Source organism: Cellulomonas sp., assembly GCF_036279715.1.
Taxonomy (GTDB): Bacteria; Actinomycetota; Actinomycetes; order Actinomycetales; family Cellulomonadaceae; genus Cellulomonas_A.
Window position 1 is genome coordinate 1 of sequence record NZ_DASUIR010000070.1, and the last position, 13,406, is coordinate 13,406.

Genomic DNA, 13,406 nt, shown 5'->3' on the forward strand with positions numbered 1-13,406 from the left:
TCGTTCGCCTGCTTCAGCGACAGCGAGATCCGGCGACGCTCCAGGTCGATGTCGATGACCTTGACGAAGACGTCGTCGCCGACCTGAACGACCTGCTCCGGGATCTCGACGTGGCGCACGGCCAGCTCCGAGATGTGGACGAGGCCCTCGATGCCGTCCTCGACGCGCACGAACGCGCCGAAGGGGACGAGCTTCGTGACCTTGCCAGGGACGACCTGGCCGATGGCGTGCGTCCGGGCGAAGGCCTGCCACGGGTCTTCCTGCGTCGCCTTGAGCGAGTGGGAGACACGCTCGCGGTCGAAGTCGACGTCGAGAACCTCGACGGTGACCTCCTGACCGACCTCGACGACCTCGGAGGGGTGGTCGATGTGCTTCCAGGAGAGCTCGGAGACGTGGACGAGCCCGTCGACGCCACCGAGGTCCACGAAGGCACCGAAGTTGACGATCGAGGACACGACGCCCGGACGGACCTGGCCCTTCTGCAGCGTCTGCAGGAAGGTCGAGCGCACCTCGGACTGCGTCTGCTCGAGCCAGGCACGGCGCGAGAGGACGACGTTGTTGCGGTTCTTGTCGAGCTCGATGATCTTGGCTTCGATCTCCTTGCCGACGTACGGCTGGAGGTCGCGCACCCGACGCATCTCGACCAGCGACGCGGGCAGGAAGCCGCGCAGGCCGATGTCGAGGATGAGGCCGCCCTTGACGACCTCGATGACGGTGCCGGTGACGACGCCGTCCTCTTCCTTGATCTTCTCGATCGTGCCCCAGGCGCGCTCGTACTGTGCGCGCTTCTTGGACAGGATCAGCCGACCCTCCTTGTCCTCCTTCTGGAGGACGAGCGCCTCGACCTCGTCACCGACCTTGACGACCTCGCCGGGGTCCACGTCATGCTTGATGGACAGCTCGCGGGAGGGGATGACGCCTTCGGTCTTGTAACCGATGTCGAGGAGGACCTCGTCGCGGTCGACCTTGACGATGGTGCCGGAGACGATGTCGCCATCATTGAAGTACTTGATGGTGGCGTCGATCGCAGCAAGGAAGTCCTCGGCCGTGCCGATGTCGTTGATGGCGACCTGCGGCGTGGCGGACTTCGCTGGGGTGGAGATGCTCATGTAGGGGTGGGCTCCGTTGCGGACAGGATCTAGTGCGGACAGGGATCGTGCTGGATTGACGGTGCCGCCGCTCAGTCACGCGGCACCGCCGTCCACCCTATCTGCCGTGCGCAGGACGGGTCAAAGCACGTACGGTCCACGCACCAGTCCACGCATCAGTCCACGCATCAGTCCACGCACCACCGGCCAGTCAAGGAGCCGCCGCATGAGCGAGCGCACGCACAGCGAGCCGCTCGACCCGCTGGCCGACGCCGGCTACCGCGAGGTCCCGGCGGCCGAGGGCGGCCGCGTCGGTCGGTCGTGGTGGGACGCGAACGCCGACGAGTACCTCGACGAGCACGGCGACTTCCTCGGCCCAGCGGACTTCTGCTGGTGCCCGGAGGGGTTGCGGGAGGCCGACGCCCACCTGCTCGGCGACCTCGCGGGGGCACGCGTGCTCGAGATCGGTGCGGGCGCCGCCCAGTGCTCGCGCTGGCTTGCGCGTCGCGGCGTGCAGGTCGTCGCGACCGACGTGTCGGCCGGGATGCTGGCTGCGGGCGCGCGCTACGACGCCCTGGCCGGGGTGCGCACCCCGCTCGTGCACGCCGACGCGCGTGCTCTGCCGTTCGCCGACGCGTCGTTCGACGTCGCTTTCACGGCGTTCGGTGCGATCCCGTTCGTGCCCGACGCCGACCGCGTGCACGGCGAGGTAGCCCGCGTGCTCCGGCCCGGTGGGCGCTGGGTCTTCGCGGTCACCCACCCCGTGCGCTGGGCGTTCCCCGACGACCCCGGCGAGGCCGGCCTGACCGCGACGCGCTCGTACTTCGACCGTCGGCCCTACGTGGAGATCGGAGCGTCCGGCCGGGTGCTGTACGCCGAGTACCACCGGACGCTCGGCGACCACGTCGCCGAGCTCGCGGCCGCGGGCTTCGTGCTCGACCGGCTGGTCGAGCCCGAGTGGCCCCGTGACAACGACCGCACCTGGGGCGGCTGGGGACCGGTCCGCGGCGCCCGGCTGCCGGGAACCGCCATCTTCGTCACGCACCGCTGACGACAGCGGGGGCACCTGGCCCGCCGGGTCAGCTCCCCACTCAGCACCGCGGGCCCGGATCCCCGGCTCAGGTGCCGGGCCCCGGCCCCGCGATCAGCCTCAGTGCCCGGCGTCGTGCCAGTTCGCGCCCGAGCCCACCGAGACGTCGAGCGGCACCGACAGGTCCGCGGCTGACCCCATCTGCTCGCGCACGACCGACTCGACCTCGTCCCGCTCCCCCGGTGCGACCTCGAGGACGAGCTCGTCGTGGACCTGCAGGAGCATGCGGGAGGCCAGGCCACGCGTCGTGAGCTCGCGCTCGACCCCCAGCATCGCGACCTTGATGAGGTCCGCGGCGCTGCCCTGGATCGGCGCGTTGAGCGCCATCCGCTCGGCCATCTCGCGGCGCTGGCGGTTGTCGCTCGTGAGGTCCGGCAGGTAGCGCCGGCGGCCCAGGATCGTCGCGGTGTACCCGGTCGCCCGCGCCTCGTCGACGACCCCGGTGAGGTACGTGCGCACGCCGCCGAACCGCGAGAAGTAGTCGTCCATGAGCGCGGCCGCCTCGCCGACCTCGATCTTCAGCTGCTTCGACAGACCGAAGGACGACAGCCCGTAGGCCAGCCCGTAGCTCATCGCCTTGATCTTCGACCGCATCGCCGGCGTGACCTCGGTCGTCGCGACCGAGAAGACCCGGGACGCCACGTAGCTGTGCAGGTCCTCGCCGGACCGGAACGCCTCGATGAGCCCGGCGTCGCCCGACAGGTGGGCCATGATGCGCATCTCGATCTGGGAGTAGTCGGCCGTCAGGAGCGTCTCGAACCCCTTCCCGACGATGAAGGCGCGCCGGATCTGGCGACCTGCCTCCGTCCGGATGGGGATGTTCTGCAGGTTCGGCTCGGTCGACGAGAGCCGGCCGGTCGCGGCGATGGTCTGCTGGAACGTCGTGTGGATGCGGGCGTCGTCGGCGACGGAGCGCAGCAGACCTTCGACCGTCTGGCGCAGCCGGATCGCGTCGCGGTGCGCGAGGAGGTGCGCGAGGAAGGGGTGCTCGGTGCGCTCGTACAGCTCGGCCAGCGCTGCCGCGTCGGTCGTGTAGCCGGTCTTGATCTTCTTGGTCTTCGGCATCCCCAGCTGGTCGAACAGCACCTCTTGCAGCTGCTTCGGCGAGCCGAGGTTCACATCCCGGCCGATGACGTCGTAGGCCTCGAGCGCGGCGGTCTGCACCTGCGCGTCGAACGACGTCTCGAGCCCGGTGAGGTAGTCGACGTCCGCGGCGATGCCGCGCTGCTCCATGTGCGCGAGCACGTCCTCGAGGGGCAGCTCCAGGTCGCCGAGCAGCCGGTCCGCCCCACGGTCCGCGAGGTCGCCCGCGAGCACGTCGGTCAGCTCGATCACCGCGGCCGCACGACCCGCGGCGCGTTGCGCCTCGTCCGACCCGTCGAGCTCGAGGTCGAACGCGCCCTGCGTGCCCGCCTCCTCCGACCCCGCTGCGGAACCCAGCTCCCGGTGCAGGTAGCGGGTGACGAGGCCGGGCAGGTCGTAGGCGCGCTGGTCCGGGTGGCACAGGTAGGCCGCGAGCTCGGTGTCGAAGACCACCCCGGCCAGCGCGAGGCCGCGACCGGCGAGCGCGTGCCACGCACCCTTCGCCGCGTGCACGGACTTCGGTGCGTGCGGGTCGGCGAGCCAGGCAGCGAGTGCCAGCTCGTTGTCCGGTCCGACCGTGGTGAGGTCGAGCGCGATCGCGACGCCCGCGTCGTCGGCGATCGCGATCGCCCACGCGTCGCCGCCTGCCGGCCGGACGCTGCCGCGCACGTCGAGGCCGAGCGTGCGACCGGCCCGCGCGGTCAACCACGGGCCCAGGTCGTCCGAGCCGAGCTGCTCGAGCCGCACGTCGGTCCCCTCGACGAGCGGCGCGGTCTCGTCCGGGAACGACGCGAAGAGGCGCTCCCGCAGGGTCGTGAACTGCAACGAGTCGAAGACGCGGTGCATGGCTTCGCGGTCCCAGGGCCGCAGCGCAAGGTCGGCCGGCCCGAGCGGCAGCTCGAGGTCGGTCAGGAGGTGGTTGATCCGCCGGTTGAGGATGACCTGGTCGAGGTGCGCCCGCAGCGACTCGCCGGCCTTGCCCGGGATCTGGTCGGCAGCCGCGACGATCCCGTCGAGACCGCCGTACGTCGCGATCCACTTGGCGGCCGTCTTGGGCCCGACGCCGGGGATCCCCGGCAGGTTGTCGCTCGTCTCCCCGACCAGCGCGGCGATGTCCGGGTACTGCCAGGGCTCGACGTCGTACTTCGCGCGGACGGCCTCGGGCGTCATGCGGGTGAGCTCCGAGACGCCCCGGACCGGGTACAGGACCGTGACCGACTCGTTGACGAGCTGGAGCGTGTCCCGGTCGCCCGAGCAGACGAGCACCTCCATGCCCAGCGCATGCGCCTGGGTCGTCAAGGTCGCGAGGATGTCGTCGGCCTCGTAGTTCTCCTTCTCGAGGACCGGCACGCGCATCGTGGCGAGGATCTCCTTGATGAGCGGCACCTGCCCGCGGAACGGCAGCGGCGACTCGTCGCGCGTCGCCTTGTACGCGGGGAACTGCTCGGTGCGGAACGTCGTGCGTCCGACGTCGAACGCGACCGCGAGGTGGGTCGGCGCCTCGTCGGCGAGGATCTTCGCGAGCATCGAGGTGAAGCCGTACACCGCGTTGGTGGGCTGACCGGTCGAGGTCGAGAAGTTCTCCACGGGCAGGGCGAAGAACGCCCGGTACGCCATCGAGTGGCCGTCGATGATCAGCAGGCGCCCACCGGCCTCGCGCTGTGCTTCGACGGTGGAGGGGGTGTCGGTTGGCAGTTCGTCGCTCACGGGTGCCAACCTACTTGCCATGACCGACGACGGCTCCGCACCGCAGTCCTCCACCACGCTCCTGGCCCGGATGGGCATCGAGCTGCTCGAGGTGAGCGCCGAGCGTGCAGTCGGCACGATGCCGGTCGAGGGCAACACCCAGCCGCACGGGTTGCTGCACGGCGGGGCCTCAGCGGTCCTCGCCGAGACGCTGGGCTCGTTCGCCGCCACCGCTCATGCCGGGCCCGGTCGCGTCGCCGTCGGGATCGAGCTCAACATCACCCATCACCGCTCGGCGCGCACGGGCCTCGTCACGGGCGTCGCGACGGCCGTGCACCGCGGTGGGTCCCTCGCGACCTACGAGATCGTCGTCGAGGACTCCGAGGCGCGGCGGCTCGCCACCGCGCGGCTGACCTGCATGCTGATCGCAGCCGCGCGCACCTGATCTGCACCCGACCCGCGGACCATCCGGGCGTCCGCGGGGTCCCGCTGGCTCGCAGCCCGGACCTGCCGACGGCGCGCGATGAGGTCCTCGATGGCGCGGCCCCCGCGTCGGGCGCCCAGGCCTGGGGCTGCCTCGCCAGCCAGCCGACGCTGCAGCGAGGCGGTGCTGACGACACGGTGCGTCGCGGCGGGCGCGAACCCCATCCGGGCGAAGAACCGCAGCATGCCGCGAGCGCCCGGCAACGGGGAGGCGTACACGTCGGTCGCACCGCCCTCGTCTGCGACCTCCGCGGCGCCCGCCATGAGCGCGTGCCCGACCCCGCGTCGGCGGTCGTCCCGAGCGACGTAGACGGCCTCGACCGCGAGGCTCACGAGGTCACTGAAGACGGTCGGCCCGACGAGGCGCGCGAGCAGCAGACCGGCAGGCGAGCCGTCCACGGTCGCGACCAGGACGACGCCGCCGGGCGCAGCGAGGAGGGCACCGATCTGGTGCCGAAGGCTCTCGCTGTCGCTCGTGCAGAGCTGGGCCCCGACCGTCGACTCGGCACGGGCCTCGAGGCACAGCCGGACGAGCGAGGTGAGGTCGTCCGGCTCGGCCGCACGCACCTGAGCGCTTGAACGCACGTCGGACCTCCTTCGTCGTGGAATGCCCGGCAGGACGAGCGCACCCGTCCGCCGCGTGGCCGCAGTCCCCCGCCTCCGACGTCCGTCGCATCATGGCAAACTCTGGCCCCCCGTGCCTAGTCCGCGAACGGGGTCAAGATCCGACACAGCCGTGACACCGCCTGAAACGCCGACGACACATACGGCTCCTACTGTCCGTGACACCCGCCGAGACACGCTGTGATCTGCCACAGCGAGCGACCGGTCACCGAACGGAGGTCCCCCGTGCGTGGTGTGCCAGCGCAGGGCCGAGCACTGAGCGGTTGGCGGCGACGCCTCGCCGTCGTGGCGCTCGCCGTGCTCGCCCTCCCGTTCCTCGGCGCCGGCCCGGCGTCCGCCGACGGCCCGTGCGTCCCCGACGCGGCCACGGGCTGCGTCGAAGGCTCCATCCGGTCGTCCGCGGGCCAACCCCTCCCCGGCGTCGCCCTCGCCGTCGGGGGCGACGCCGGCAGCGTCAGCACGACGACAGCCGCCGACGGCACCTGGAGCGCTCCCGTCACCGCGGACGGGAAGTACACCGTGACCCTCGACGTCACGACCCTCCCGCCGGGGCAGACGTTGTCGGACACGTCGACGAACCCGCGCACGACCCAGGTCCGCCTCGCCTCCTCGACGAACGTGCGGTTCGCCCTCGTCAGCGGCATGGCGCAAGCCGCCCCCAGCAGCACCGCGTCCGCCTCGCCGGTCACCTCGGACGGCGGCGGCGACGTCGCGAGCGAGGCCGGGAGCGGGAGCGGGTTCAACGGCGCCAGGGTCGCCCAGCAGGCGGCGAGCGGGCTCGTCTTCGGCCTGCTGCTCGCGCTGGCCTCCATCGGACTGTCGCTCATCTACGGGACCACCGGCCTGAGCAACTTCGCGCACGGCGAGCAGGTCACGCTCGGCGCGATCCTCGCGTACGTGTTCTGCCAGCTCGTCGGGCTGCCGCTGCTCGTCGCGGCCGTGGTGGCCGTCGCCCTGTCGGCCACGAGCGGGTGGGTGCAGGACGCCTGGCTGTGGCACCCGCTGCGCAGACGCCGGGTCGGCACGACCCAGCAGATGATCGTCACCATCGGGTTGTCGATGGCCCTGCAGTACGGGTTCCAGTTCTTCTTCGGCGGCGACAAGCTGCGCATCGTCACCACGACACCCGACGTCGTGACGATGGGTCCGGTGACCCTGACGCGCATGACCATCGTCTCGGTGGTCATCGCGATCATCACGCTCGCCGCCGTCTCGTACTTCCTGCTGGCGACGCGGGTCGGGCGGGCCACCCGGGCCGTCTCCGACAGTCCCGCGCTCGCCGCGGCGTCGGGCATCAGCGTCGAGCGGATCGTCCGCATCGTGTGGACGCTCGGTGCTGGCTTGGCCGGGCTCGGCGGCGTCCTCATGGGGCTCTACCTCAACGCGACGAGCTGGAACATGGGCGGGGCGATGCTGCTCCTGATGTTCTCGGCCGTGACGCTCGGCGGGCTCGGAGCGGCGTTCGGCGCTCTCGCGGGCTCGCTCGTGATCGGCCTCGTCGTCGAGATGTCGAGCCTCGTGATCCCCAACGACATGCGCTACGCGGGCGCACTTCTCATCCTCATCCTGGTGCTGCTCTTCCGGCCCCAGGGCATCCTCGGCCGCGCCGAGCGCATCGGCTAACGGAGGTCTCCATGGACTGGACACGCATCCTCACCAACGTCGCGGGCGAGATCATCGCGCCGACGACGGCGGCCTACGCGCTCGCGGCGATCGGGCTGAACATCCACTTCGGGCTGACCGGGCTCCTCAACATGGGGCAGGCCGGGTTCATGCTGCTCGGCGCATACGGCTTCGCCATCGCGACGATCGCCGGCTGGCCGATCTGGGCGGCGGCGCTCGTCGCGATCGCTGCGGCGGCACTGTTCGCCCTCGTGCTCGGCATCCCCACCCTGAAGCTGCGCGGCGACTACCTCGCGATCGTCACCATCGCGGCCGCGGAGATCGTGCGACTCATCGGCCGCTCGACCGCGCTGACCTCGCTCACGGGTGCGTCGTCCGGCCTGCGCGGCGACAGCTACAAGGCCACGTTCCAGGCTCTGTCGCCGCTGCCCGACGGCACGACCGACATCGGTCCGTTCAACTACTCGAACAACTTCTCCAACAGCTGGTGGATCCGCATCGTCGCGTGGGCCGTCGTCGCCCTCGCGTGCCTCTTCGTGCTCCTGCTGATCCGCAGCCCCTGGGGCCGCGTCCTCAAGGGCATCCGGGAGGACGAGGACGCGGTCCGGTCGCTCGGCAAGAGCGTCTACGCGTACAAGATGCAGTCGCTCGTGCTCGGCGGCGTCATCGGCGCCCTCGCCGGCATCATCTACGTGCTGCCCCGGGCGGTCCAGCCCGACTCGATGGGCCGTCCGATGACCTTCTTCGTCTGGACCATCCTGCTGCTCGGCGGTGCGGCCACGGTGTTCGGACCGGTGCTCGGCTCGATCGTGTTCTGGGCCGGCCTCATGCTCATCAAGTCGCTCATGCGCGACGGGATCCCGGACACGGTGATGTCGACCGGGCAGATCGAGCAGCTCGGCTGGGTGATCGTCGGCGTCACGCTCATGCTCCTCGTCATCTTCCGGCCGCAAGGAGTCCTCGGCGACAAGAAGGAGCTGGCGATCAATGTCCGCTGAGCAGACCGGCCAGGACTTCCGCACGACCGCCGCGCGCGACCTCCAGCACGTCCACCGCACGCCCGGAGCGGTCAAGCCCGACGCGATCCTCGTGGCCGACGACGTGACCCGGCACTTCGGGGGGATCGCAGCGGTCGACGTCGCCCACCTCGAGGTGCAGCGCAACGCCATCACCGCGCTCATCGGTCCCAACGGCGCGGGGAAGACCACCCTGTTCAACCTCATGACCGGCTTCGACCGACCGAGCAGCGGGCGGTGGACGTTCGAGGGTGCGCCGCTCGCCGGCGTGAGCGCCGCCCGGGTCGCGCGGTCCGGGATGGTGCGCACGTTCCAGCTGACCAAGGCGCTCAACCGCATGACCGTCATCGAGAACATGCGGCTCGGCGCGACCCACCAGCCCGGCGAGAACCTCTTCGCGGCGCTCGTGCCGAGCCTGTGGCGGCCCCGGGAGCGGGAGATCACCGCACAGGCCGAGGAGCTGCTGGTCCGGTTCAAGCTCGAGACGAAGCGCGACGACTTCGCGGGAAGCCTCTCGGGCGGCCAGCGCAAGCTGCTCGAGATGGCGCGTGCGCTCATGAGCCGACCGACCATGATCATGCTCGACGAGCCGATGGCCGGGGTGAACCCGGCCCTCACGCAGTCGCTCCTGGGACACATCCAGGCGCTGCGCGACGAAGGCACCACCGTCCTGTTCGTCGAGCACGACATGCACATGGTCCGCCACATCTCCGACTGGGTCGTCGTGATGGCCGAGGGTCGCATCGTGGCCGAGGGGCCTCCCGAGTCCGTGATGAAGGACCCCGCCGTCATCGACGCCTACCTCGGCGCCCACCACGACACCGACCTCGGCGACGACTCGTTGCTCGAGGACGACGTCCCACCGCGCACCCGAGAGGGGCAGTCATGACCGCCGTCCCGCCGTCCAGCGCCGCTGCGACCACCGCACCCGACACGCACCGAGGTGCGCCCGCGGGCGAGCCGTTGCTGGTCGCCGAGAACCTCGTCGCGGGCTACCTGCCGGGGGTCGACATCCTCAACGGCTGCGACCTCGTCGTGCACCCCGGCGAGCTCGTCGGCGTCATCGGTCCCAACGGCGCCGGCAAGTCCACCCTCCTCAAGGCCCTCTTCGGCCTCGTCACGGTCCGGTCCGGTCGCGTGACCCTCGCGGGCGAGGGCATCACCAACCACCGCGCCGACGCGCTCGTGCGCCGCGGGGTCGGGTTCGTCCCGCAGAACAACAACGTCTTCCCCTCGCTCACGATCGAGGAGAACCTGCAGATGGGCGTGTACCAGGCCCCTCGCACGTTCAACGAGCGCTTCGCGTTCATCGTCGACCTCTTCCCCGTGCTCGGGGACCGCCGCAAGCAGCGCGCCGGGTCGCTCTCGGGGGGCGAACGGCAGATGGTGGCCATGGCGCGCGCGCTCATGATGAACCCGTCCGTCCTGCTCCTCGACGAGCCGTCGGCTGGCCTCTCCCCCGTCCGGCAGGACGAGACGTTCATCCGGACCCGGAAGATCAACAAGGCCGGTGTGTCGATCGTCATCGTCGAGCAGAACGCGCGCCGGGCCCTGCAGATCTGCGACCGGGGCTACGTCCTGGACCAGGGTCGCAACGCCTACTCGGGCCCCGGTCGTGAGCTCATGAACGACCCGAAGGTCATCGAGCTCTACCTCGGCACCCTCGCGGCCGACGTCGACAAGGACGCCGCGGCCAGCTGATCGGCTTCACCGGCTGACGCGCCCCTACCGCCCAGGGTGCGTCAGCCGGTCACGCGCGCCCGCAGAGGCTCACACGCGTCGCCGCCGAGCTCGAACCGTCCTGCACGGTCCCGACCACCGCCGACCTGGACCCACGACGACGGAGCCCGGTAGGGGATCACTCCCCCACCGGGCCCCGTCGTCGTGCTCAGGCCCTGCGACCGCGATCGATCAGCTCTCGCCGAAGACCGACTTCATGAACTTGTAGGAGTTGTCGTCCTGGTACTGGTAGACGCCGATGTACGCCGACGACGGGTCGTTCTTGGCGTTGAACGGACCGACGCCCGCCTGACCCTTGTAGGTGATCCCCTTGCCCGACTCGAGCAGTGCGACGCAGGCCTTGAACGACGTGCACTCGTCACCGCCGTCGGCGCCGGAGACGGCCGCCATGTTCTTCTGGATCGTCGTCCCGTCCGTGCCCTTCCCGGCCACGGCGGCGAGTGCGGCCAGAACGGTCGCGTCGTACGACTCGGCCGCGTAGGAGTAGTCCGTCAGCGTCGAGTCGATGCTCTTGAGTCGGCCCTGGAACTCCTCGGTCGGGAACGCGCCGGGGATCGTTCCCTGCGCGCCCTTGAGCGTGCCGGCCGGGAAGTCCTTCGAGTAGTTCGACGTGTTGCCGTCGACCAGGTACACCTTCGACGCGTCGAACCCGGCGGCCACCAGGTCGGGAATGATCTGCTTCGTCTGGTCGAACGCGATGATCGCGACCGCGTCAGGCTGGGTCGCGAGGACCGACGTCACGTCGTTCTTGAAGTCGCTCGCCGCCGGGTCGAACTCTTGGCCCGCCTTGCCGTAGGTGACCTCGACCCCGCTCTCCTCGACCGTCTTGACGACGACGTCGCGCAGGGACGTCCCGTAGTCGTCGTTGAACACGAGGATGCCGAGCTTCTTGACGTTGTCCGACACGATCAGCGAGCCCAGGGCGGCGCCCTGGACCGTGTCCGGCGGAGCGGTGCGGAAGTAGAACGGCGAGTAGCCGGACAGCTTGGTGGCCGTGTTGGCACCGGAGATCTGGACGATCTTGGCTGCGGTGACGTCGTCGATCACGTTGAGCGTCACGGTGGAGGACGCCGCACCGATGATGGCCTGGACCTTCTTGGAGATCAGGTCGGTCACCGACTGGGTCGCGACCTCGGCATGGTCACCGTCGGAGGAGTCGGCGTGCTCGACCGTGACGTCCGACCCGAGCACCCCACCGGCGTCGTTGATGTCCTTGATCGCGAGGTTGACCCCCGCGATCTCGGGCGGGCCGAGGAACGCCAGCGAGCCCGTCTGCGGCAGCAGGGTGCCGACGACCAGACCACCGGCGCTGGCTGGTGTGCCGCTGCCGCTGGCGGTACTACCGGGGGTTGCGGAGGACGAGGAACAGGCAGCGAGGGTCAGAGCGAGGGCGCCGAGCAGGGCGGCGCTACGGGCCGCGTACGTCGTACGAGTCATGTGCGGGTACTCCCCTTTGTCCGAGTGCAGCGAACCGGGGGCCGTCGAAGGCCCCTGGGGCTTTCGACGGAAACTACGCACACCATGTGTCGGCGACGTGACGATCGTTGGTCAGGCTGAGGTCGTTGCCGAACCGTGACCAGAGCCCGTCAGGGGCGGGCAGCGGGCGACTGGCGCCCGACGGCGATCAGCTCGCCGCGCCGCCGACCTGCTCGATGACGGCGTCCGCGACCTCACGCATCGTCAGGCGACGGTCCATCGACGTCTTCTGGATCCAGCGGAACGACTCCGGCTCCGTGAGGCCCATCTTCGTCATGAGCAGGCCCTTGGCGCGATCGACGCGCTTGCGGGTCTCGAAGCGCTCGGCGAGGTCCGCGACCTCCGACTCGAGCGCCGTGATCTGCGCGTAGCGCGAGATCGCGATCTCGACAGCCGGAAGGAGGTCCGCCGGGCTGAACGGCTTGACGACGTAGGCCATCGCGCCCGCGTCGCGCGCGCGCTCCACGAGCTCCTTCTGCGAGAAGGCCGTCAGCAGGACGACGGGCGCGAGGTGGAGCTTGCCGATCCGCTCAGCCGCGGAGATCCCGTCGAGGATCGGCATCTTGACGTCCATCACGACGACGTCCGGCTTGAGCTCGATCGCGAGCTTGACGGCCGTCTCGCCGTCGCCGGCCTCGCCGACCACGTCGAAGCCAGCCTCGCGCAGCGACTCGACGACGTCCATCCGGATGAGTGCCTCGTCCTCCGCGACGACCGCACGGCGCGCGGGGCGCGACGGGGCTTCCGTGGCGGGCAGCTCGGCCTCGGGCGCCTGCGGGGGCGTCGTCAGGTCGAAGGGGCTGTTCGCCGACTCGGCGGGGGTGGTCGGCGTCACGTCGCTGGTGCTCACAGGGAGCAGCGTAATGCCGGAGCAGGTGGCAACGGTGCTCATCGGGCTGTGAGCGTCAGCACGCCGCTTCGCGGTAGCCTGCTCCACGGCCCCGATAGCCCAATCGGCAGAGGCGTTCGGCTCAAACCCGATCCAGTGTGGGTTCGAATCCCACTCGGGGCACCACTTCTACGCTCTGACCTGCGCAGACGCAGCAGCGTGAAACGCCCGTGGAATATGGCTCAGCGCAGATCCCCGCTGAACTGCGCTGCACCGGTCCTCTTCAAGCCCCGCGCCCCGGCGGGTCGAGGCTGCCGCGCGGCAATTGGCGAGTGCCACCGTCTGCTTCCGTCTCGGTTGTGACCGCTTGATTGCTCAGCGGAACGCGACTCCGGGGACGCCCAGTCGGCGCGGTGTCAGGGCGCTACTTGCGGCAGGAGAGGATGAGGTCGTGGATGGCGATCGCGACTGCCTCCGCCAGGCTCAGCCGCTCCTGCCCGGTCAGCTTCACCAGTGGCGCTCCGGCGCGCGCCCCGCACGCCGACCGTTCAAGCTCGGCGACGATGCCGTCGCGCCGTTCGTCGTCCGAGGGCGACGGGTCGAAGTCCCGACCCTGAGTCCGTTCCGCGGCTGCGCCACCGCCCTACCCGTCGAGTTGGGCAGGCCAC

Annotated in this window: 12 protein-coding genes and 1 tRNA gene; 8 read left to right on the forward strand and 5 right to left on the reverse strand. The window is 70.4% G+C overall.

Going from position 1 to position 13,406, the window contains the following annotated elements; genetic code table 11:
• The coding region (gene rpsA, locus VFW79_RS07350; protein ID WP_329676665.1) for a 30S ribosomal protein S1 at nt 1–1,109 on the reverse strand (1,109 nt) is incomplete at its 3' end.
• 205 nt (nt 1,110–1,314) lie between these two features.
• On the opposite strand from rpsA, the gene VFW79_RS07355 reads away from it, so the two are divergent.
• Nucleotides 1,315–2,139 carry a class I SAM-dependent methyltransferase gene (locus tag VFW79_RS07355; protein WP_329676666.1) on the forward strand — a complete coding sequence of 275 codons (825 nt, stop codon included), beginning with the start codon at nt 1,315–1,317 and terminating at the stop codon, nt 2,137–2,139.
• A gap of 99 nt (nt 2,140–2,238) precedes the next feature.
• Here VFW79_RS07355 and polA read toward each other — a convergent pair whose 3' ends face one another.
• Nucleotides 2,239–4,878, reverse strand: a complete 2,640-nt coding sequence (polA, locus tag VFW79_RS07360; protein WP_414647905.1) for a DNA polymerase I — start codon at nt 4,876–4,878, stop codon at nt 2,239–2,241.
• Between the two features lie 109 nt (nt 4,879–4,987).
• Here polA and VFW79_RS07365 point away from each other — a divergent pair, with 109 nt between their 5' ends.
• Nucleotides 4,988–5,392: a PaaI family thioesterase gene (locus VFW79_RS07365; RefSeq protein ID WP_329676668.1), complete on the forward strand. Its 405-nt coding sequence runs from the start codon at nt 4,988–4,990 to the stop codon at nt 5,390–5,392.
• Here the strand turns inward: VFW79_RS07365 and VFW79_RS07370 are convergent.
• The gene (locus VFW79_RS07370; protein WP_329676669.1) at nt 5,305–6,015 is read right to left on the reverse strand and encodes a GNAT family N-acetyltransferase; all 711 of its coding nucleotides are present in this window, start codon (nt 6,013–6,015) and stop codon (nt 5,305–5,307) included. The two genes, VFW79_RS07365 and VFW79_RS07370, sit on opposite strands and share 88 nt — an antisense overlap.
• A 264-nt stretch (nt 6,016–6,279) precedes the next feature.
• Here VFW79_RS07370 and VFW79_RS07375 point away from each other — a divergent pair, with 264 nt between their 5' ends.
• The 4 genes from VFW79_RS07375 to VFW79_RS07390 are packed head-to-tail and all read left to right on the forward strand — an operon-like array spanning nt 6,280 to nt 10,394.
• Nucleotides 6,280–7,677 (forward strand): branched-chain amino acid ABC transporter permease, encoded by a 1,398-nt coding sequence (locus tag VFW79_RS07375; protein WP_329676670.1) that lies wholly within the window; start codon nt 6,280–6,282, stop codon nt 7,675–7,677.
• Between the two features lie 11 nt (nt 7,678–7,688).
• Nucleotides 7,689–8,675 (forward strand): branched-chain amino acid ABC transporter permease, encoded by a 987-nt coding sequence (locus tag VFW79_RS07380; RefSeq protein ID WP_329676671.1) that lies wholly within the window; start codon nt 7,689–7,691, stop codon nt 8,673–8,675.
• Nucleotides 8,665–9,582 (forward strand): ABC transporter ATP-binding protein, encoded by a 918-nt coding sequence (locus VFW79_RS07385; RefSeq protein WP_329676672.1) that lies wholly within the window; start codon nt 8,665–8,667, stop codon nt 9,580–9,582. Before VFW79_RS07380 ends, VFW79_RS07385 begins: the two co-directional genes overlap by 11 nt.
• Nucleotides 9,579–10,394 carry an ABC transporter ATP-binding protein gene (locus tag VFW79_RS07390; RefSeq protein ID WP_329676673.1) on the forward strand — a complete coding sequence of 272 codons (816 nt, stop codon included), beginning with the start codon at nt 9,579–9,581 and terminating at the stop codon, nt 10,392–10,394. Before VFW79_RS07385 ends, VFW79_RS07390 begins: the two co-directional genes overlap by 4 nt.
• Nucleotides 10,395–10,604: 210 nt before the next feature.
• Here VFW79_RS07390 and VFW79_RS07395 read toward each other — a convergent pair whose 3' ends face one another.
• Nucleotides 10,605–11,870, reverse strand: a complete 1,266-nt coding sequence (locus VFW79_RS07395) for an ABC transporter substrate-binding protein (RefSeq protein WP_329676674.1) — start codon at nt 11,868–11,870, stop codon at nt 10,605–10,607.
• Between the two features lie 187 nt (nt 11,871–12,057).
• A complete protein-coding gene (locus VFW79_RS07400; protein ID WP_329676676.1) occupies nt 12,058–12,699 on the reverse strand; it encodes an ANTAR domain-containing response regulator in 642 nt (213 codons plus the stop codon).
• A gap of 148 nt (nt 12,700–12,847) precedes the next feature.
• Here VFW79_RS07400 and VFW79_RS07405 point away from each other — a divergent pair.
• Nucleotides 12,848–12,924: transfer RNA gene (locus VFW79_RS07405), tRNA-Leu, on the forward strand.
• Nucleotides 12,925–13,189: 265 nt separating this feature from the next.
• Nucleotides 13,190–13,406: hypothetical protein (locus VFW79_RS07410; protein WP_329676675.1), on the forward strand; the 217-nt coding region annotated here is incomplete at its 3' end.